The organism is Halobacillus rhizosphaerae, assembly GCF_046719735.1.
Lineage (GTDB): Bacteria > Bacillota > Bacilli > Bacillales > Halobacillaceae > Halobacillus_B > Halobacillus_B rhizosphaerae.
Window position 1 is genome coordinate 1 of sequence record NZ_JAUTWQ010000008.1, and the last position, 20,127, is coordinate 20,127.

Annotated in this window: 21 protein-coding genes; 17 read left to right on the forward strand and 4 right to left on the reverse strand. The window is 46.9% G+C overall.

Going from position 1 to position 20,127, the window contains the following annotated elements; all coding sequences use genetic code 11:
- Positions 1–663 precede the first annotated feature (663 nt).
- From Q7A53_RS09665 to Q7A53_RS09690, 6 genes are all read left to right on the forward strand, one after another.
- The gene (locus Q7A53_RS09665; RefSeq protein WP_411788955.1) at positions 664–1,632 is read left to right on the forward strand and encodes a peptidoglycan DD-metalloendopeptidase family protein; all 969 of its coding nucleotides are present in this window, start codon (positions 664–666) and stop codon (positions 1,630–1,632) included.
- Positions 1,633–2,193: 561 nt separating this feature from the next.
- On the forward strand, positions 2,194–2,475 hold the full coding sequence (gene spoIIID, locus Q7A53_RS09670; protein WP_411788956.1) for a sporulation transcriptional regulator SpoIIID: 282 nt from the start codon (positions 2,194–2,196) through the stop codon (positions 2,473–2,475).
- A gap of 314 nt (positions 2,476–2,789) precedes the next feature.
- The gene (gene mreB, locus Q7A53_RS09675; protein ID WP_411788957.1) at positions 2,790–3,791 is read left to right on the forward strand and encodes a rod shape-determining protein; all 1,002 of its coding nucleotides are present in this window, start codon (positions 2,790–2,792) and stop codon (positions 3,789–3,791) included.
- Between the two features lie 15 nt (positions 3,792–3,806).
- Entirely contained in the window at positions 3,807–4,625 is an 819-nt protein-coding gene (locus tag Q7A53_RS09680) for a flagellar hook-basal body protein (RefSeq protein ID WP_411788958.1), read from the forward strand.
- A 13-nt stretch (positions 4,626–4,638) separates the two neighbouring features.
- Entirely contained in the window at positions 4,639–5,460 is an 822-nt protein-coding gene (locus Q7A53_RS09685) for a flagellar hook-basal body protein (protein ID WP_411788959.1), read from the forward strand.
- Positions 5,461–5,483: 23 nt separating this feature from the next.
- A complete protein-coding gene (locus Q7A53_RS09690) occupies positions 5,484–5,852 on the forward strand; it encodes a DNA-directed RNA polymerase subunit beta (protein WP_411788960.1) in 369 nt (122 codons plus the stop codon).
- Between the two features lie 153 nt (positions 5,853–6,005).
- Here Q7A53_RS09690 and Q7A53_RS09695 read toward each other — a convergent pair whose 3' ends face one another.
- Positions 6,006–6,152, reverse strand: a complete 147-nt coding sequence (locus Q7A53_RS09695) for a lmo0937 family membrane protein (RefSeq protein ID WP_411788961.1) — start codon at positions 6,150–6,152, stop codon at positions 6,006–6,008.
- A 154-nt stretch (positions 6,153–6,306) separates the two neighbouring features.
- Between Q7A53_RS09695 and fabZ the strand changes: the two genes are divergently transcribed.
- The 3 genes from fabZ to Q7A53_RS09710 all read left to right on the forward strand — a co-directional run bounded on the left by fabZ (position 6,307) and on the right by Q7A53_RS09710 (position 8,079).
- A complete protein-coding gene (gene fabZ / locus Q7A53_RS09700) occupies positions 6,307–6,729 on the forward strand; it encodes a 3-hydroxyacyl-ACP dehydratase FabZ (protein WP_411788962.1) in 423 nt (140 codons plus the stop codon).
- 184 nt (positions 6,730–6,913) lie between these two features.
- On the forward strand, positions 6,914–7,186 hold the full coding sequence (locus tag Q7A53_RS09705; protein WP_411788963.1) for a hypothetical protein: 273 nt from the start codon (positions 6,914–6,916) through the stop codon (positions 7,184–7,186).
- Between the two features lie 542 nt (positions 7,187–7,728).
- Positions 7,729–8,079, forward strand: a complete 351-nt coding sequence (locus Q7A53_RS09710; protein ID WP_411788964.1) for a hypothetical protein — start codon at positions 7,729–7,731, stop codon at positions 8,077–8,079.
- Positions 8,080–8,105: 26 nt separating this feature from the next.
- Here the strand turns inward: Q7A53_RS09710 and Q7A53_RS09715 are convergent, their stop codons facing one another.
- Both Q7A53_RS09715 and Q7A53_RS09720 read right to left on the reverse strand, forming a co-directional pair.
- On the reverse strand, positions 8,106–8,294 hold the full coding sequence (locus tag Q7A53_RS09715) for a hypothetical protein (RefSeq protein WP_411788965.1): 189 nt from the start codon (positions 8,292–8,294) through the stop codon (positions 8,106–8,108).
- A 62-nt stretch (positions 8,295–8,356) separates the two neighbouring features.
- A complete protein-coding gene (locus Q7A53_RS09720) occupies positions 8,357–8,536 on the reverse strand; it encodes a YjfB family protein (protein WP_411788966.1) in 180 nt (59 codons plus the stop codon).
- Positions 8,537–8,827: 291 nt separating this feature from the next.
- Between Q7A53_RS09720 and Q7A53_RS09725 the strand changes: the two genes are divergently transcribed.
- From Q7A53_RS09725 to Q7A53_RS09735, 3 genes are all read left to right on the forward strand, one after another.
- On the forward strand, positions 8,828–9,448 hold the full coding sequence (locus tag Q7A53_RS09725; protein WP_411788967.1) for a hypothetical protein: 621 nt from the start codon (positions 8,828–8,830) through the stop codon (positions 9,446–9,448).
- Between the two features lie 459 nt (positions 9,449–9,907).
- On the forward strand, positions 9,908–11,242 hold the full coding sequence (locus Q7A53_RS09730) for an efflux RND transporter periplasmic adaptor subunit (RefSeq protein ID WP_411788968.1): 1,335 nt from the start codon (positions 9,908–9,910) through the stop codon (positions 11,240–11,242).
- The gene (locus Q7A53_RS09735; RefSeq protein ID WP_411788969.1) at positions 11,243–14,311 is read left to right on the forward strand and encodes an efflux RND transporter permease subunit; all 3,069 of its coding nucleotides are present in this window, start codon (positions 11,243–11,245) and stop codon (positions 14,309–14,311) included.
- A 259-nt stretch (positions 14,312–14,570) separates the two neighbouring features.
- Here Q7A53_RS09735 and Q7A53_RS09740 read toward each other — a convergent pair whose 3' ends face one another.
- Complete coding sequence (locus Q7A53_RS09740) at positions 14,571–15,002, reverse strand: hypothetical protein (protein WP_411788970.1); 432 nt, start codon at positions 15,000–15,002, stop codon at positions 14,571–14,573.
- A gap of 181 nt (positions 15,003–15,183) precedes the next feature.
- Between Q7A53_RS09740 and Q7A53_RS09745 the strand changes: the two genes are divergently transcribed.
- The 5 genes from Q7A53_RS09745 (at position 15,184) to Q7A53_RS09765 (ending at position 20,120) form a co-directional block, all read left to right on the forward strand.
- On the forward strand, positions 15,184–15,909 hold the full coding sequence (locus tag Q7A53_RS09745) for a DUF4309 domain-containing protein (RefSeq protein ID WP_411788971.1): 726 nt from the start codon (positions 15,184–15,186) through the stop codon (positions 15,907–15,909).
- 253 nt (positions 15,910–16,162) lie between these two features.
- Positions 16,163–17,374 carry a copper amine oxidase gene (locus Q7A53_RS09750; RefSeq protein ID WP_411788972.1) on the forward strand — a complete coding sequence of 404 codons (1,212 nt, stop codon included), beginning with the start codon at positions 16,163–16,165 and terminating at the stop codon, positions 17,372–17,374.
- Positions 17,375–17,636: 262 nt separating this feature from the next.
- A complete protein-coding gene (locus tag Q7A53_RS09755; RefSeq protein WP_411788973.1) occupies positions 17,637–18,677 on the forward strand; it encodes a class F sortase in 1,041 nt (346 codons plus the stop codon).
- 143 nt (positions 18,678–18,820) lie between these two features.
- Positions 18,821–19,474, forward strand: a complete 654-nt coding sequence (locus tag Q7A53_RS09760) for a carboxylesterase family protein (RefSeq protein ID WP_411788974.1) — start codon at positions 18,821–18,823, stop codon at positions 19,472–19,474.
- Between the two features lie 271 nt (positions 19,475–19,745).
- Entirely contained in the window at positions 19,746–20,120 is a 375-nt protein-coding gene (locus Q7A53_RS09765; protein ID WP_411788975.1) for a SecDF P1 head subdomain-containing protein, read from the forward strand.
- Positions 20,121–20,127: the final 7 nt, after the last annotated feature.

The following is a 20,127-nucleotide window of genomic DNA, read 5'->3' on the forward strand; positions in this document are numbered from 1 at the left end:
ATATAAGGGGTCACTTCAAGCCCTGTGGGATCTCACCATGTCCTGTGCCTCCCATAGGAGTCTCGCAATTTCCCTGCCCTCCTTACTTTTGATTAGTAGAACGGAAATATCAATTGGGCATGTAAGAACTAAAAATCTTCTTTCCCTCTATACGGATATGTCGTTGAGGAAACGAATTCAGTATTTACAAGAACGTAGAACAACGGGATTCCCCCCATGCTTTCGATGCAAAGGTTAACAACAACATAGAGCAAAGGGCGGAGGGGAACTAGGAGACTCCTGCAGGAGAAGAGTGCAGGATGAGACCCCGGAAAGCTTTGCTTGAGGAGGCTCATCGCGCGCCTGCGGAAAGCGAGTAGTTCCCCGCAGTCCCTAAAATCTAAGCTAAAGTCTCGAAATCCATTCAAGTTAATAACCATATAGATTCCACTGAGTACCATACAGGTTTCTCCTTATGCCCAGTGGAACTTCGATCACTTTTGCTGCACTTGACCTAATAAAATGAAATACCATTCAGCCGCCGTAATTGCTAGATAGACGCCAGCTGCAGCCTATATGACTGCCGTTTCTATGAACAAAGCTAATCAATTTAAAAGAAATTTTTTCCTCTGCATGTATATATTTCTCTGAATCTGATCAGAATGATTTTTGAGGTGATGTACAATGAGAGAGGATGGAAAGAAAAGCGTGACTAAATTAAAATTCAAACGCTTAATGCGCAAGAAATGGTTGTATCCAGCTTTGTATTTATCTGTTGCCGCTTTAGTACTAGTAGGAGTGTTCTGGTATCAGCAATCTTCAAATAACGTGGAGAATAAAATTGCTGAACAACCGCAGTCCGATGTACAAGATGATGTTGTCACTCAGAAGTCTATGAATGAACACGATTCACAAGCAGTTATGAATCAGAATGAAAACCTAGGCGTGCCTGTGGCGGATGCGAAAGCAGCTTCCATTGTCACCAAGTTCTATGATTATGACGCATCCCAAGATCAACAAGAAAATGCACTGGTCCTATACAACAATAAGTATTATCAAAGCGAAGGCGTCGATTACACGAAAGAAGATGGAAGTGCATTTGATGTAACTGCAGCTCTTTCAGGAACCGTTACAGAAGTAAAAGAAGACCCATTGTATGGCAATGTTGTTGAAATTACTCATGACGATGATGTAACGACTGTCTATTCTAGTTTAGATGATGTACAAGTTAAAGCTGGATCTGAAGTGATTCAGGGCGATGTTTTAGGGAAAGCCGGTACAAGCTCTTTCGGGCAGGACAGCGGTGTACACGTACACTTTGAAGTTCGCAGCGAAGGTCAGCCAGTAAACCCAGAAAGTTTCTTCGGACAGCCAATCAGTAAAATTAAAGAAGACGTGGCGAAGCAAGAAGAGCAGGAAAAAGCAGCACCAGAAGCAACAACAGAACAGCAAGCTGATGATCAAGGTGACAATACGTTAACGGATGATCAGCAGCAAGGGATCGATGAAGCTCCAGCAGCACCTGATGCAGGTGATGATGGCTCCGATGCAGATGCGAATCAAGGTCAAACAACCGATGATGAACAAACACCAGACGATGGACAGTCTTCTGATGAAGACAGCGCTTCATCCCTTTCTGACACCCAAGCTTAAAAATGGAGGTTTCTACCTCCATTTTTTTGTGTTTTAAAAAGGAGATGGGGACGTATCCTTAACTCATTTATTCCTAAGACTCGAAATATGAACAAAGGAGAAAGTGAAAGAGGAGCCATCCCAGCGTAAGAATACACGAAGATTTCTGCGAGGGGAAGGCATAGGTGTGACCCCGGAGTGCGCAGCACGAGGAGGCAAACCAGCCGCCCATCAGATAAACTTTTCCATATCTCCACTCTTCTTTTTTGAGTTTGAAAAAAGCGCTCTCCTCATAAACCTTCCCGTCCCAGGAAGTGATCGCCTTCTTTTTTTATCAATAAAGCTTCTAGAATTCCTTCCCCATTTTCTATTTGGACAGGTATCGTCTAAACAGGAATCTGACTCCAACCGCCATCGTGTGGCATATCTGCTGTCATTTATTAATACAATGAGGATAACCGAGCACTCGGTAACATCCAGGGTGATCCAGCAGGAACAACATCAGAGAAAATCCGCCCAATGCAACACAAAGAACTTGTCTCAGCCGACCCCTTGGATAGTCAATCACAGGAGGCGAGTGGAGTGCATGATTACATCAAAGAGAGGACCATCAAGATCGGCGAGTACATTATTGAGTCAAAGAAGACGGTGAGAGTGATCGCCAAGGAATTTGGCGTATCGAAAAGTACGGTTCATAAGGATTTAACAGAGCGGCTCCCGGAGATTAATCCAGAGCTTGCAAAACAGGTAAAGGAGATACTGGACTACCACAAAGAAATTCGGCATTTGCGCGGCGGCGAAGCAACTCGCCTAAAATATCAGACTCAAATTATGAAAGAACAACCGGTGCAATCCTTGCAATAACGCCATTGGATCCTCTCTATGTCAAAATCCCTCGAATAATGGAAAGTTTTTTCATCACAAATCCGACGATTTTTTGGAAATTGTGATAGAATATAGTATTAGATGCGTAATGTTTTCGGATAAACACGCGATACTAAATATGAGGGAAGAAAGTATCATCTGAAGGGTGAACTTCAGCGTCTGTTCTTAAGCGGCTCTTAGGGCTGCTTTGGGTTGAATCAGACGGGGTATTTGGCAGGACGAACCATTGTCCCAGGCGAATCCCAATACTGGACGCTTCCGCTTTTCTTATGAATAGGGAGGATCTACAGGACATGTTTGCAAGGGATATCGGAATTGATCTGGGTACAGCGAATGTACTCATTCATGTAAAAGGTAAAGGAATTGTTTTGAACGAGCCGTCTGTCGTGGCAATGGATCGTAATACAGGTAAGGTGCTTGAAGTAGGGGAAGAGGCGCGCCGAATGGTCGGACGTACGCCTGGCAATATTGAAGCCATCCGTCCTTTGAAAGACGGCGTCATTGCCGATTTTGACGTGACAGAAGCGATGCTTAGACACTTTATCCAGAAGACGAACGTGCGCGGATTCTTGTCTAAGCCCCGCATGCTCATCTGCTGCCCTACCAATATTACGAAAGTAGAGCAGAAGGCGATTAAAGAAGCGGCGGAGAAATCCGGCGGTAAGAAGATTTATCTAGAAGAAGAACCGAAAGTAGCAGCCATTGGCGCGGGTATGGATATTTTCCAACCGAGCGGAAATATGGTTGTGGACATAGGCGGCGGAACAACCGATGTGGCTGTTCTTTCTATGGGTGATATAGTGACCGCTTCCTCTATCAAAATGGCCGGGGACAAATTTGACCAGGAAATTCTGCAATACATTAAGAAGCAATATAAACTTCTGATCGGTGAGCGGACAGCGGAAGATATTAAAGTGAATATTGCCACTGTATTTCCTGGCTCCCGTCAGGAAGAGATTGATATTCGCGGCCGCGATATGGTTTCAGGCCTGCCGCGGACCATTACGGTCAACTCTACAGAAATTGAAAAATCGTTACGAGAATCGGTTCAGGTGATTGTGCAGGCAGCGAAATCTGTCTTAGAACGCACTCCGCCGGAACTGTCTGCTGATATTATCGATCGCGGTGTGATTATGACCGGGGGCGGAGCACTGCTGCACGGTATCGACCAGCTGCTTGCCGAAGAGCTGAAGGTTCCCGTGCTGGTAGCTGAATCTCCAATGGACTGTGTGGCCGCTGGAACAGGAATCATGCTTGAGAATATCGATAAAGTCGCAAAAAATAAAATCGGCTAAAAAGGAGCGATACCATTGTTAAGAGGATTCTATACGGCTGCAGCCGGCATGATGGCCAATCAGCGCAGGCAGGAAACACTATCCAATAATATGTCGAATGCTTACACGCCTGGCTATAAAGCGGACCAAGGCGTGATGCGTGCCTTTCCAGAGATGCTGATGGAACGAATGGACTCTGCGTCGATTCCAACGTCACATGGCACAAAGCTGCCGGTCAAGCAGACCCTGGGATCTCTTAACACCGGTGTTTATATGCAAGAAGCGGTTCCTGACTTTTCTCAAGGAGATGTGCGGGAAACAGGAGTAGGGACCGATCTTGCTTTAATTAATGGCCGTCTGCCTGATGAAGATGGCTTCCTTTTTTTCAATGTCCAGAATGAAGCGGGAGAAGAGCGCTTTACGCGAGATGGCAATTTCACCGTGGATGGTGAAGGTTTTCTGACGACGAACCAGGGGTATTATGTTCTTAATAATGCGGGAAACCCGATTCAAACGGACAATATGGACTTTACTGTTTCTGAGGACGGTCAGCTGAACGTGAACGGCCAGCAGATTCCACTGGGGATTTCGTATACGGCAAATGCGACGGACATGATGAAGGATGGCAATGGCCTCTATCAGCCGGGAGCAGACGCGGATCCATTAGTGAATGCTCGCACAACCGCAGATTTTCAAATACAGCAGAAGGCATTGGAAGGATCGAACGTAGATCCCGCCAAAACTATGACTGAAATGATGAATACATATCGCTCGTTTGAAATGAATCAGCGAGTATTGAAAGCGTATGATCAGAATATGGAAAAAGCCGTCACTGAAATCGCGAGAATACGATAAGGAGTGGTACACCTTGATCAACCGTTCCATGATTCAGGCTTCCGTTACAATGGGGCAGCTGCAAAACAAGCTGGATTTAATTGGAAATAACCTTTCCAATACGAATACGACGGGCTATAAAAGCAGACAAGCTGACTTCTCATCCCTGTTATATCAACAGATTGACAACCTAGACGACCCTGAGGTGCAGAAGGGCCGGCAGACTCCTGCAGGGATTCGGCTGGGGAGCGGCGCTAAGCTCGCTCACACAAACCTTGACTTATCGCAGGGAAGCCTTCAAAATACAGGACGAGAGTTAGATGTCGCCCTGCTTAGAGAAAACGATTTAATTAAAATTCAGGCAGAAGGAGAAAATGGCCTGGAAACGCAGTATACGCGTTCAGGAAACTTCTACCTGAGTCCTTTAAATAATGGCGAAATGATGCTTACCACTGCAGAAGGACGCCCGGTTCTCGGTGCAGACGAAAATCCGATCACCCTTGCCGGTGACATGGACGGGCTGTCTGTACGAGAAGACGGCGCACTCCTCGTCACCCGCGGCGATCAGCAGAATGTAGAAGGACAGCTTGGCATTACCCGGGCGGTCCGGCCGCGCATGCTGGAGGCAGCAGGCGGTAACCGTTTCCAACTTCCGGAAAATGTACAAGCACAAGGAATCCTGGAGAATGTTTCTCAACAAGACACCCAGGTTCAAAGCCAAACGCTCGAAGCTTCTAATGTCGACGTTTCTAAAGAAATGACCGACATGCTGATGGCCCAGCGTGCCTATCAATTTAATGCCCGATCCATTTCCACAAGTGACCAAATGATGGGACTCGTCAACCAGCTCAGATAGATAAACGTAAGGAGTTAGTAACCATGCCGACACAACCAAAAGAACAAGAAAAAAAACAACAGAGAAGCACCCAGGCAAAACCAGCAGGCAATAAGGCTGCCGACAAACAGACCGAGGTGCAGGAGACGAATGTCCAAGAGACAAACGCTCAAAAGCCGAAAGTCGAAAAGACAAAAGCCAAAAAGGAAACGAAGCGCAGCAAAAATAAACCGCCGCGCCGCCGCATCCTGCCCATTTGGCTGCGTCTCATAATTGTCCTAGTCTTAAGCGTCGTTGCCCTTGTGATTGGTGTAATGGTTGGATTTGGAGTGATCGGTGATGGAAATCCTTCAGATGCTTTGGATTGGTCGACCTGGCAGCATATTTGGGATATTGTAAATAAAACACAATGATCAGAACCCCGGACCATTCGGCAATGGTCCGGGGTTTTTCTGTGATTGGATAGGCAGGGCCGGGTTATCAGGACGCTTTTCTTTTAAGACAACAAAAAATCCACTGTCTTTATAGACAGTGGATCTATTTAACGTCTAATGCTGGCAGAATGGTTACCTGCCGGAAGCACCTTTGACGAGTCGAACAATAAGGACAATAATAGCGATAACGAGAAGTATGTGAATTAAACCACCCGCGATACCACCGATCAGACCTAGCAGCCATAGCACTAGTAAAATAATAATGATCGTCCAAAGCATGTCGTTTGCCTCCTTTTACCCTATATTAATAAAATGATTTCTTTCTACAAATTCCTTTTTTAAGGTCTACCTAAACCTAATCCGCCAAATAATTTTGAAGACAGGCATCGAGACCTATATAATATAGTTAGTATGTACGAAGGGAGCTAGTTTTATGTTAGATATTCAGCAAATTAAAGAAATCATTCCACACCGCTATCCATTTTTATTAATTGATCAAGTCGAGGAAATCATCGAAGGGGAAAAGGCCGTCGGGTACAAGAACGTATCGGTCAATGAACCCTTCTTCCAGGGCCACTTCCCGGACTACCCGGTTATGCCTGGCGTATTGATCACCGAAGCGCTGGCCCAAATGGGTGCCGTTGCCATGCTGAAAAAAGAAGAAAACCAAGGTAAATTAGCTTTCTTCACAGGAATTGATAAATGCCGCTTTAAGCGCCAAGTGAAACCTGGCGACCGACTAAAGCTAGAGGTCGAAATTGTTCGTGTTAAAGGGCCGATGGGCAAAGGGAAAGCCGTCGCGAGTGTCGATGGGGAAGTTGCTTGTGAAGCAGAAATTATGTTTGCACTAAAATAAAGTTGATTTGTACAACCGCCGCAGTTTTGGGCGGTTTTTTTATTTGTATAGGTCATTAAAAATTCATGATAAGAAAGACGTGATCGTTTTAGTCTTTTCCGGTTATCACAGTGGAGTGGAGGGGTACATAGCGTGGAGGAGGAATTTTCCATTTATGATCTAGGTGATTAGAAAGGAGAATATAATGAAATCAATCTTTTTTGTCCTATCCTTGGGGATCAATGTTTTTTACCTATTGAATACCTTGTTTGTGTTTCATATTCGATTTTCGGTGGGGACGAAAGTTGCCTTTGGACTTTTTTTCCTGCTTAGTATTGGTATTTCTGTTGCTGTTCTTTTTCGTACTCGTAAAGGGTCAAATCGCACTTCCATTTTATTTGTAGCGGTGCTTTGTTTGAATATCGCGTCTCTGGGATGGTTTGCATTTTTAAACTATTTGTCTCTCCTCATCGGTTAGAGTCTTTTTCGATTGGTTGCTTTTTTAAAGAAAATTGGCGGGTGGATGCGATAGATGCCGGTTCGTGAGCGATACAGCTCGTTAGCGGGTGATCGTGGGTAGATAGAGGGGTCAGGATGGAGAGATAGAATGCATAAAGTTGGATAGAATCCTCTGAAGGAAGGATAGTTTGCCAATTAGGATGGATAGAATTCATTTTTGAGTCGATAAAATGGCAGATAGGAGCGATAGAGGTGCGGTGATGAGTGATAGCCAGGTTTAGGTGTGATACAGCTGTCAGAGTGTGCGATAGCCCTCCAGGGATGAAGCGATAGAGGCTCCCGAGAAGAATGGAGCGATACAGCCGTCAAAATGTGCGATAGACCACTTCGGATGATGCGGTAGAACCCTGTAAATAGGATAGATCCACATTTAAAGGCAATAGAAGCACTAAATCATCCGATTGCCGCAGCACAACCAGCAGATAGAAATTTTTACATATTATATTCCGTTTTCCTCCGGGCATACTACAACCGGTAACAACCAAATTAAAGGAGGAAACGATGATGAAAGGAATTTTACTTAAATTAATGATTGCTGGTCTAACTTTATCTGTACTTCAAGCGTGTGCGACTAATGGAAATAATCAGGACAATTTCGATAATCCTAGAAAAGTGAACTACAATGAAGATCAAAATATGAATTACGACAATTACGATAACAACAATATGGACCGAAACGACCTGAATAAAAATGATGACTACAGAAACAACAACATGAATGACAACACGTATAATAAAGACCGCGTGAAAAAAGGCGATCAGAACGATGACAATTATCAGGATACAGATGGTTCTAAATACGATGGCACGAATGAAGATACGATGAACAATAAAGAAGACCGCAATGGGTAATGTCTGCCTGCGAAAAGCCGCTCACTTTAGCGGCTTTTTTCATTTTTGTAACCGATAAAGCTGGCGATAATCATGAGACAGACCCCTCCCATGACGAGCACGGGGACAAGGAAATGAAGAAATGAAAGAAACTCAAGCAGCATGATGCTCATTCCGATAAAAAATGAACTCATTCCTGCAATCGCAAGTCTTCTTGAAAAATCTCTCCGGTTCAATGGCTCTCATCCTTTGTGAAAAAGAGTGGGGCAGCGGCTGCTAACCACTGCCCTTCGCTCGTTTACCCTTTAAGATCGACTTGGCTGCCCAGATTGGGGTGAGGAATTGATTTCTCAATCATCTCGACGACCTGGTTGCCGTCCGACTCCGCATTGTGCATGGCCTTATCCATGACGGCGAGGCTGGATTGCTGTTTCAGTTGGGTGGTGCTCATGGCCATTGAAAGTGCTGCAATATCCATTTCCACACTCCTTCCTTATATTTTATATCGGATTTCTTTTTCAAATATAAAATTGCTCGCAGGATCTTACTTGTTTGGACGTGCACACAAACGTACGGATGGCCCGTCCTAGTCCCTTTAAAACAGACAAAATTGAAAAAGTCGCAGGACTGACGTAGCGATTACATAAATGTTATTGTGCTAAAACACCAGCTTCTGTACAATAAAAGATAGAAGATAAATGTGCTTTATAGGTAAAAATAGGTTTTTATGTTTGTTTTAAGTGGAATAGGGCAATAGGGGTGATAATTCATGAAATATAGAACGGCTACTGACTTGAAAAAGCTATTATTTGAAGACCAGGAGAAAGTGGTCAACAAAATTTCCCGTGAAAAAGTGGAAGTTTACGACCACTTGCATGAGGCTTTTCAAGATACGTATGTACCAGACGACACACTATACAAATTCGTATATCGCTACTTCTTCCGTTTAGACAATCCGAGTCTAACCCGGGAGTTTGAATCCCAGTATTTTAAAATGATGGAAGAACAGCGATCTAATGAACGGCCGAACATTGTGCAAATTACGAAAGAGCTTTATGAAATTAAGAATCACAAAGGAAACCCAACGATGCAATTTCCGCTAGCGGCAGCGATGCTTCATACGATCAATCCAGAGTTTCCAACTTACGATAGCGATATTGCTAAGGCGTTTGACTTCTCATCGACCTACCATCTTTCCGGATTCGAGAAAAAGATGAGACGCTACATTGATCAATATCGACATATCTTCAACTCATACAATGAACTGCTAGAAGATGAAGCGATGGAACCTATGTTCAAGCATTTTGATGAACGATTCCGCGATTACCACCTGCCGAGAGTGAAGAAACTGGATCTTATGGTCTGTCAGCTCGGAAACATTATTCATTAACGTAAACTTACATAACCACTGGTCACTCAGACCGGTGGTTTTTATTTTGCTTCCATTCTTTTTAAAGCAGAAAAAATCGGTTTCGTTTTATCCATTTAGAAGAAAAGTTTCCGGGAATTGGGGAGACTCCTGTGGGAGAAGAGTACAGGGTGAGGCCCCACAGGGAGGAACGACCGAGGAGACTCACCGTACGCCCACGGAAAGCGAGCCTATTCCCGGAAAACTTTTATACTTTTCTAAGTAAACGAAACCCTCTTATTTTATACTTTAAATCTTCACATTTTTGTCACGTTAGACAGCATTCCCTAAGTTGCAATCCGATTCGCTATTTAGTAACATTATTCATAATTATGACGAGTTGGTCAGATATTCCAGCTGAACGGAATGAGTAGGGAGAATGCCGTACTCACACACTATAAAAAGAAACCGTTTACGAGAGTAAGGAGAGGAAGTATTTACATGAAACGAATCGTCACCTTTGTCTTCCTATTAATGGTCCTCGCTGCCTGTTCGAGTAATGATGCTGCTGAAAAACCGAAGGAGAGAATTACCCCCGTCGAAACGTCGCCGATTACGAAGGGGGATTTTGTTGTGCAGCGCAAGATTGTCGGACGAGCCACTACGGCTGATTCTTCGCCGGTGATCTCCAAGGTGCCGGGAGAGCTTGCATCCGTGAAGGTCTCTAAAGGAGATCGGGTAAAAGAAGGAGCCACGATCGCCGTGGTCGACCCGGGTGATGGCAGCAATCAAGTGGAACTGCAGCAGCTCGCGGTTGAGCAGGCGCAGAAGCAGCTGGAGAATGCGCAGATTGCTAAGAAGCAGGCGCAGGCTGGTATTGATAATGCCCAGGAGCAGGTAAAACTCGCTAAGCAGGCGGTTCAGGCGAAAGCAAGCCAGTCGAGTGCCGCAGCGAAAGCAGCGAAGGAACAGTATGAGCAGGCGAAGCAACTGGCAGAGCAAACGAAGAAGCTGGCGGACAAAGGAACGGTTCCGGACGTGCTGTACCAACAGGCGAAAAGCCGTGCCGATCAGGCATATGCTCAGTATCAGCAGCTGCAAGGCGGACAAGCAAGCGGTGGCTCCTCCAGTGTCGCTCAGGCCGAAGCGCAAGTCGATGCCGCTCAGCAGCAGCTGGATCAAGCGGATGTTGGCGTAGAACAGGCTAAGCTCCAAGTGCAGCAGGCCCAGGTGCAGCTGGATTCGGCGAAAGATCAAACCTCGAACCAGGTTATTACCGCGCCGTCGAGCGGGGAAGTGTCCTCTCTTACGGCCAGCAAAGGTGATTATGTCACGAACCAGCAGCCGTTCGCGACGATTGTGGGCTTGAATCCCATGACCGTCACCGCCTCGCTGACTCCGGAGCAGCTTCATTTGTTCAAAAAAGGTAAGAAGATGAAGGTCGACATAGATACGCTCAAGGATTCCCTGCAATCAGAAGTGACCTACGTTTCTTCTGTTCCGGATGATACCGGGCTCTATCCTGTAGAAGCGACCGTAGACAATAAAGATGAAAAAGTAAAACCAGGCATGATGGCGACGTTTCTTTTGCCTGAAACGGTTGTGAAGGATACCTTGATTGTCCCGACGGATGCCGTGATCGAAGACGGCGACAAGCCTTATGTATATAAAGTCGTGGATGAGAAGGCGGTAAAGGTCACTGTCAAAGTGGAAGAATCGCAGACGGACCGGACGGCGATTACCGGCGATATCACGACGAAGGATCAAGTGATTACGAGCGGACAGCTGACGCTCACGGACGGTGGCAAAGTCAGCGTTATGAAAGAGGAAGCTTAATTGAAACTCGTTAATCTCTCGGTTAAACGGCCGGTTGGAGTGATCATGGTTGTCGCTGCCATTCTTGCTCTCGGCTTCGTTTCACTCAAAAACTTAACGCTCGATTTGTATCCGAAAATTGATTTACCGCTTGCCGTCGTCTCCACCAGTTATGAAGGAGCGGCGCCGCAGGAAGTCGAGAAACTCGTCAGCCGGCCGGTGGAATCCTCGGTCAGCACGATTGAAAACTTGAAAGTGCTCCAGTCGCAATCGCAAGCGGGATCTTCCCTCGTACTGCTGCAGTTCAATAACGGCGTGGATCTTGACAGCACGCTTCTCCAGGTGAGAGAAAATATTGACCAGATCGGCGGGGTGCTTCCGGAAGGCGCGGGAGACCCTAAAGTGCTGCGCTTTGATCCGCAGCAGCTGCCGATTATGACGATCGGATTGTCGGGCGATACGCCGGAGAAACTGCAGCAAATCGCCGAAAACCGGCTCGTTCCTTATTTTGAAAGGCAGGAAGGCGTCGCTTCTGTCACCGTTGAGGGCGGCAAGAAGCGGGAAGTGCAAGTTCAGATCAATCAGGCGAAAATGGCTGAGTATGGCTTGAACTCGCAAACCGTCGTGCAGACCCTGAACGCTTCGAACCAGTCGGCGTCAGCAGGGGCGATTAATAAAGGCCAGAAGGATTTACAAATTCGCATTGATGGCGATTATTCTTCCGTTGAGGATATTAAGAATACCATCCTGCAGTCAGAGAGCGGCGCTCGCGTCACGCTTGACCAGATTGCCAAGGTCAAAGAAACATACCGCACCTCGAATACGATTTCCGAAGTCGACGGCTCGCCCGCCGTTGTGCTGTCGTTTTTGAAAAAGAATGACGCCAACACCGTGCAGACCGCGAACAATATCAGTGACGCCATGGACGAATACAAAGAACTGCCTAAAGGCGTCAGCATGAACACCGTACTCGATACGTCGGAATTTATTAAAATATCAATAAACACGGTATTCTGGAACATCATCATCGGCGGAATCTTTTCCGTGCTCGTGCTGCTGCTGTTTTTAAAAAGTGTCCGCGCGACGATCGTCATTGGACTGTCAATTCCGATTGCGATTATTTCTACTTTTACATTAATGTATTTCACCGGAGAAACGCTGAACGTGCTAACGATGGGCGGACTCGCGCTCGGCATCGGGATGATGGTCGACAGTTCGATCGTTATTTTAGAAAATATCGTCATCTACCGTGAGCAAGGCTATTCGATGGTGGAGTCGGCGAAATTAGGGGCGTCCGAGCTGGCTCCGGCCGTGATTGCCTCGGCGACGACCACGCTAGTTGTATTCCTGCCGATCATTTTCACCAATGGAATCGCTTCGCAGTTGTTTACGCCGCTCGCTTTAACCATATCGTTTGCGCTGATCGCTTCGCTCGCCGTATCGGTTACGTTAATTCCGATGCTGTCTTCTAAACTTTTAACGAAGGCGTTGAAGAACAACGGGCGCCGCTACTGGTTTGACCGGTTTATGGACAAGGTGAACGACGCATATCGCTCAGCGCTACGCTGGGTGTTGAAATTCAGAAAAACGACCATCGCGATTACGCTCGCGTGTATCGCCGGCAGTGTCGCTTTGATCCCGACGATCGGCACCGAATTTATCCCGCCGTCCGATCAGGGGCAGATCCAAGTGTCGGTGAACATGCCCGAAGGAACCGCGATTGAAAAAACGCAAGAGTACACCAATCGTGTGACGAAAAAAATAGAAGATTTCAAGGATATCATTAAGGTTACGCACTTAACGGTTGGAGGCGGCGGATTTGGCGTCGGCGATGGATCGTCGGACTTTGCTTCCTACACGATCCAGCTCGTCAACCCCGGCGACCGAGATGTATCGACGCAGGAAGCCGTGGAGAAAATGGATAAAGATCTGCGCGATATTCCGGGAGCTGATATTCAGGTGAGCGAAATGGACGCCGGTTTAAGCTCCGGATCGCCGATTGAAATTAAATTGAACGGCAGCGATTACGAAGTGCTGGATGAACTCGCCGGGCAGGTTTCGTATATGATTAAGGACGTCGACGGCATCAGCAATCCGTCCTCTTCCACCGACGAGGGACGGCCGGAGATGAATATCGATGTGAACCGGGAGAAAGCTGCGCAATACGGCCTGAGCTACCAGCAGGTGATCAGCCAGGTGCAGCTCGCGTTTAATGGACAGATCGCTACCCGATACAGAAACGGAGGCAACGAAATTGATGTGCGGCTGATTTTACCGAAAGATCAGCGGCAGACCATATCGGATCTGGAAGGCATGTCGGTGCAAACGCCAACTGGCAGCCTAATCCCGCTTGCCACCATTGCGGACCTGGATCAAGTGCAAGGACCGCAGACGCTGCTGCGTGAGGATCAGCAGCCACAGGTTAATGTGGACGCAGAAGTCGTCGGCCGTGACCTCGGCAGTGTGACGGATGACGTGGAAGCAGAGCTCGACCGCTTGAACTTTCCGGACGGCTATTCCTACGATATTGGTGGCCAGGCAGAAGATATGCAGGATGCGTTCGGCGACTTAACGCTCGCGCTTATCTTCTCGATCTTTCTCGTCTACGCCGTGATGGCGATCCAGTTTGAGAACTTCTTGTTTCCATTCATCATTATGTTCTCGCTGCCAGCGACGATTATCGGGATTACCGGCGGCTTATTCGTGACCGGCCTGCCGTTCAGTCTGCCGGCGTTCGTCGGGATTATTATGCTCGCCGGGATCGTCGTCAATAACGCCATCGTCCTCGTCGATTATATTAATATTTTGCGACGGAAAAACTACGATCGCTATGAAGCGATACTAGAAGCGGGACCGAACCGGCTGCGGCCGATCCTGATGACGACGCTCACCACCGTGCTCGGCATGGTGCCGCTCGCAATCGGCATCGGACGCGGCGCCGAAGCCCAGCAGCCGCTCGCGATCACGATCATCTTCGGCCTGACCGTCTCGAGCATCTTCACACTCGTGCTGATTCCGGTCGTGTATACGTATTTTGATGACCTATCGAACAAAATTACTTCGTTCTTCCGACGGGGAGTGGATGAATAAGTGGTTTTGTTGATATATTTCTTGTTTCGTTGATAAAAGATTGATTGAGTTGATATATTTTCATTTTCGTCGATATATTCTGTTTTTCGCCGATATATCGGGATTTCCGTTGATATCTCCACAACAAGCCAAAACTTTCGCCAACTCGCGGTCGCTTAAAAGGCACTAACGGAGGATTCACAATACAAAAAGGTAGAAGCCACCTAAATGAAGGTGAACTTCTACCTTTTTTTCATACTCAGCGGCACAGAAAGATAAGCTATTTGTTTTTCACAGTAATAACCGGCTCATAAGTACTGAGTATTTCATATGTAGTTTCGGATGTAATGATAAGCTGATGCTCTATGTCAAAAATATCACTGCCTGGGCCAGATAACTGGTCGAACCATTTAATGAAATCAGAGCTTTCCATTTTATAAAGCGACCAGGGTTGTTCCGCCGAACCAAAAAAATCTATTCGAGCTTTTCGAGCAGCGTTACCTAGATAGCTGCTTTTCATCTCCGAAGTTGATCTAAACGCCAATACAAAATTATTAAAAGCTTCTTTTTGATACTTAATGATGAACTCCCTGGTTTCATTTTCCACTATTATGATTAATCCTTCAGCGCCATCTCTTACTTCCACTTTATCGAGTTCTCCGGATATTTCCTCCATAGGTTTCCAAACTTTCATAACTAAAGTCGAACTCATACTATCTCTCCTTGGTCCGGTATGTTTCCTCACTACTTATAGTATGCATGTCCCGACCTCCATTAACAATCATTGGATATATTTCCGCTCGAAAGACCTGTTCCTCAGGACTTCCATCGGGGCGGGGTTTTATTTTGTCTCTCAATGGGAAGAATACTTTCGATCTGCCTTCCAAGAAAAATTGGCAAAAAATGAAACTTATCAAGATAAAATCCGTCTAATAAGTAGAGATCATTTCAAGAAAATGGAGGTTCAGCCTATGAAGAAACTGTTATACATAGCTCTTCCGATGACGGCCTTCCTCTTATCCGCCTGTGGAAGCTCGTTAGGATTCGGCACGCAGATATCGAAGCAGCAGGTGACGAAACTCGGCGACAAACGCGAGTTGATAGAGGACACAGAAACGGAAAAGAAAGCAGACGCCCCTGCCAGCCTGCAGCAATTTTCGCCGGAAGATTTTCTTAATGAAAAAGCGCTCCAGCAGGCCAGCGAAGGGAAATTTCATTCTACAAAGTTAGCGATTGGGGAGCCGTGGGAGAAAGTGCAGGTGCAGTACGGGGAGCCTGATGAAGAAATTTATTTAGAAGGACCCGCCGAGCGTTACGGCAACCTTCTGCTTGATACTTCCGAGGACAACCCGGCAGCCGGCAAGCTCGCGAGCATCGAGTGGTTTAGTCCGAAGCCGTCCGCTATTCAGCCGGAAGACGTAATTCAGGCATTCGGTAAGCCCGATGCGATTGTGGCAAATGAACAAACAAGCGGCGCCCTTTACCGGTACCAGTTCGACGACTATCATCTGGATCTGAATTTCCTCGGTGATCACACCCTTTCCGAAGATGGCCAGCTGGAGAAAGTGGATCCAGCATCAAAATTGAACAGCATTCGACTTGATCGAAACGACCAGTAAATCCCCACAGGACGGGCCCTCCAGCCCGCCGATGGGATTTTTTTATTTTTTTTCAAGAAAAAGTGATCCAATTCGAGTTCTCTCCCGATAGCTGAGTAAGAAATCACAAACGACTACTCTAAAAGGAGAGAACCCTCACATGAAACGTTTTAGAAAAGTATTTGCCATCATGATGGCGCTCATGCTGTTTATCCCATCCATCGCGATGGCCGATTCTAATTCAAGCCCGACCGCGAAAACACCGGCGGCCGACTTGAGAGCGACCCTCAGCCAATTGTTGTCCAACCACTTCGTTTACCAGACGCTCGCAATGACGAAGGCGTATGACGGAGCGAAAGATGCCGACGCCGTGAACAAAGCGCTTGAACGTAATGCCAACGACATGAAGAAAGCGATCGAATCAATTTACGGAAAAGAAGGCGCCCAGCAATTTGAGAAAATCTTTTCTTCCCAGTATGAAGAAAGCCCAGGTCTCGCTATGGCAGTGAAAAATGGGGACAAGGAAGCCGAGAAAAAGGCGAAACAGCAGCTATTGCAGGAATTCCCGAAAGAGCTTGGAACCTTCCTAAGTAAAGCGACTGACGGCAAACTTCCCGCCGATACGGCAGAGAAAGTACTCCGCGCTCACGAGCAGGACGTACAAAATGTTTTCTATAACTACACAGAGGGTAACTATAAAAAAGCATATCAAGCTTTCCGCGATGGCTTCCACCGCATGTTCGACATAGGTAAAGCACTATCCGGAGCAATCGTGACACAAATGCCAGACAAATTCGATAACACGATGGTGGATACGAAAGCCGCTGATCTGCGTTCTACATTAAACAGCCTTGGATCTGAACACTTTGCGCTTGCCACTTTGGAAATGCAAAAAGGCTTTGACCAGGCGAAAGATTTTGATTTTGTTACATGGGCAGAAGATCAGCATACTGCTGACTTCAAAGCAGCTGTGAAGTCTATTTATGGACAAGAAGCAGCCGACCAATTCGAGAAAATTTGGCAGCAAGACCACCTGGACGCACAATCCCAGGTTGTAGCAGGAACCCTTCAGGATAAGGCCGATGTGAGAGACCAAGCTGAGCAGCGCTTGAAAGATTTCTCCAAAGAATTCGGTACTTTCCTATCTAAAGCAACCAATGGCAACCTGAAGCAAGAGGCAGCTCAGCAAGCCATCTGGAAGCATGAAGACAGCGTCCTAACGACGTATGATAACTACGTGGACGGCGACTATCAAGCCACGTACGAATCGTTTGATAAAGGCTTTGCTTACATGTTTGGCGTCGGTGAAATGCTCGGCGAAGCCATCGTGAAGCAAATGCCGGAAGAATACACAATGATGCCATCTGAAATGCCAGACACCGGTCTCGGTGGAACCGACAACAACGTGTCCACCTGGATCTGGGTAACCTTTGGTGCTCTGGTACTGCTTTCAGGCGGCGCACTCGCAACAAGAAAACAACACTAAGTTTCCCCTTAGAAGAAATGGGAAGAGAGAGGGGTTATCCGCCTCTCTCTTTTTCTGTAGTGGGACATGGGGACAGGAACCACTGTCCCACCACCAGCACGGTGAAGCTCATTTGCAAATAAAACGGCAAACTCGCCAATATATCTGTTTTTCCGCAAATATATCTGGAACAGCGCAAATAAAACAGCATGATCGCAAATAGATCCGCAAACCCGCAAATAAATAGAAACTTTCATATCAATGAGAGAAAAGGTGATGGGCAATGAAATGGAAAATTTACTTTACGATCGTCGGCATCGTGTTTCTGGTGCTGCTCGCCTACCAGAATGACGTGTTCGCGAAGCTCCTCAACGGCGATTCGCAGGTAGAGCACGTCTCCGGCAAGCAGGACTCCGACTATTTAAACAGTCCTGAGGAGCAGCTGAAACAGAACAAAGATGCCGAGAAGAAGGAGAACGAGCTCGACCGCGAGTTCACGGTGATCAATAAATCGGAGGATTTGAACTCCTCGAAAGTCGATACCTCTCAGCCGAATAAGGAAAATGATCACGGCATCATTCCGGTTCATATCAAGATTCCGGCGATTAAAGTCGATACCGACGTCAAGAAAGTCGGCATTAATGATAAAGGGCAGATGGGCGTGCCGGACAGTACGGTCACCGTCGGCTGGTTTGAGCCCGGCACGAAACCGGGCAACACCGGGAACGCCGTTATCGCCGGCCACGTCGACAGCTACGAAGGTCCTGCCGTCTTCTTTTATCTCAAAAATCTTAAAAAAGGCGATGAAGTTCACGTGACCGGCAAGGATGGCAAAAAGCTTACCTACGTGGTCAAAGCGCTAGAAAGCTATCCGTTCGATAATGCGCCGATCAAAGAGATCTTCGGCACGACCGATAAGAAGCGCCTGAACTTAATCACCTGCACCGGCACATTCGATCACAAGACCGATAACCATCTGGAGCGGCTGGTTGTGTTTACCGAGCTGAAAGAACCGAAAATCGATAAACAACAGGCGAAACAGAAGGAACAGCCGAAGCAGGAAAAAGCACAGCTGCAAGCGCCGGACCATGTGGAAGTAAACGGAACCTTTGTCACCTGGCACGCGGTCCGCGACGAGAAGGTGCTCGGCTACCGTGTCTACCGCAGCAAAGACGGCAAAGATTTTGATAAAGTCGCCAGCGTCTCTTCCTATGAACGGAAAAACTATACCGATCCGGACGCTTCCGAGTACACGTACTACGTCACTTCGGTCGACAAGGACGGGAATGAATCGAAACCATCGAAGAAAGCAACGGCAAAGTAAAACCATTCATCCCATCGGTTTGAAGCTCTCCCTGAAGTGGAGAGCTTCTTTTTTATATGCGAATGGGTGATTATGGTAGGATGAAGGTAGAATCAGCATGTAACCGTATTCATCTGAGACCCAATGGATAGGAGGAAGGCAATATGCAGAAGCACTGTAAGCTGGAACGACAAAATACGGGGGAAGATCCTCTCCAATATCTGCTGCACCTGCCGAAGAACTACGAGCCAAGCAGTCAGGAGCAGTGGCCGCTGATCCTGTTCTTACATGGCAGCGGGGAGCGAGGTTCGGATGTAGACCGCGTGAAATTAGAGGGACTTCCTAAAGAAATTGAAGCAGGGGGAGAGTTTCCCTTTATTATAGTCTCTCCTCAATGCCCGGAGGATTCCCGTTGGACCAACGAGTTAGACGTGTTAACGCGTTTATTAGACGAAATTCAGTCCAGCTATCACGTGGATCCCTCACGTATGTACTTAACCGGTTTAAGCTTGGGTGGGCATGGCACGTGGCATTTGGCCGCGAAAACGCCGCAAACCTTCGCCGCAATCGCTCCGGTATGCGGCCGAGGAGAAGTCCAGATGGCCGAATCGCTCAAGAACATCCCGACGTGGGTCTTCCACGGCGATCAAGACGATATCGTTTCGATTCAGCATTCTATAGATATGGTAAAAGCGATAGAGAAACAGGGCCGGGGCGTCCGCTTTACCGTGTATGAGGGAGTGGGGCATGATTCCTGGACGGAAACCTACAGAAATCCAAAATTATATGAATGGTTTCTTGAGCATACGAAGGGTTGATCAGAGGGTGGCAGGCTGATTCGTTGATATCAACCGAGTATTGAGTGATTTCATTTGGATCTTCGACGATATCTTGCATTTTTCCGATGATATATTCCCAATTTCAATCGATATAACCTGAATTGCATTGATATCCTCTACTGGGCAGGCCACGAGCTCCTTTTCACATGAAACTCTAAGTATGTTACGCTATGATTAACAAAAAAATCCAATTATAACCACTGGACATCAGCGCTTCCCCCAAGGATTCCAATAGCAAAGGAGGGATAACTTGAAGGTATTCATTAGTGTCATGATGACCATGATCATCCTAATGGGCTGCCAGCAGCAACCGGGAAGCGCGTCCAGTCCTGTCTCTATTAAAGACGATCAGGGAGAAGTACTCGCGACTGAAGCGGACTTTGCCCATGCCGATCTGAACCAAAGCAAACAAGGCGACTGGCGCATCGAGCTGACCTACAAAGGGGACGGCACTTCCAAGCAGATGACGGAAAACCATGTGGATGAAGATCTGCATGTGTACGTCGATGACCAATTAGTGGCGTCGCCGCACATCGAGCAGGTCATCAATAGTCACCGCTTAGAAATTGCCGGAGACTATTCGAAGAAACAAGCCCAGGCGTTTGTCGATGCAATTAATCATTAAGCAGAAA

Bases quoted from the DNA above. Each gene is read 5' to 3' on its own strand.
- Q7A53_RS09740 (WP_411788970.1), bottom strand. From the start codon at position 15,002: ATGAGTTCGACTTTAGTTATGAAAGTTTGGAAACCTATGGAGGAAATA.
- Q7A53_RS09730 (WP_411788968.1), top strand. From the start codon at position 9,908: ATGAAACGAATCGTCACCTTTGTCTTCCTATTAATGGTCCTCGCTGCC.
- Q7A53_RS09720 (WP_411788966.1), bottom strand. From the start codon at position 8,536: ATGGATATTGCAGCACTTTCAATGGCCATGAGCACCACCCAACTGAAA.
- Q7A53_RS09665 (WP_411788955.1), top strand. From the start codon at position 664: ATGAGAGAGGATGGAAAGAAAAGCGTGACTAAATTAAAATTCAAACGC.
- Q7A53_RS09725 (WP_411788967.1), top strand. From the start codon at position 8,828: ATGAAATATAGAACGGCTACTGACTTGAAAAAGCTATTATTTGAAGAC.
- mreB (WP_411788957.1), top strand. From the start codon at position 2,790: ATGTTTGCAAGGGATATCGGAATTGATCTGGGTACAGCGAATGTACTC.
- Q7A53_RS09705 (WP_411788963.1), top strand. From the start codon at position 6,914: ATGAAATCAATCTTTTTTGTCCTATCCTTGGGGATCAATGTTTTTTAC.
- Q7A53_RS09710 (WP_411788964.1), top strand. From the start codon at position 7,729: ATGATGAAAGGAATTTTACTTAAATTAATGATTGCTGGTCTAACTTTA.
- Q7A53_RS09760 (WP_411788974.1), top strand. From the start codon at position 18,821: ATGCAGAAGCACTGTAAGCTGGAACGACAAAATACGGGGGAAGATCCT.
- fabZ (WP_411788962.1), top strand. From the start codon at position 6,307: ATGTTAGATATTCAGCAAATTAAAGAAATCATTCCACACCGCTATCCA.
- Q7A53_RS09695 (WP_411788961.1), bottom strand. From the start codon at position 6,152: ATGCTTTGGACGATCATTATTATTTTACTAGTGCTATGGCTGCTAGGT.
- Q7A53_RS09755 (WP_411788973.1), top strand. From the start codon at position 17,637: ATGAAATGGAAAATTTACTTTACGATCGTCGGCATCGTGTTTCTGGTG.
- Q7A53_RS09690 (WP_411788960.1), top strand. From the start codon at position 5,484: ATGCCGACACAACCAAAAGAACAAGAAAAAAAACAACAGAGAAGCACC.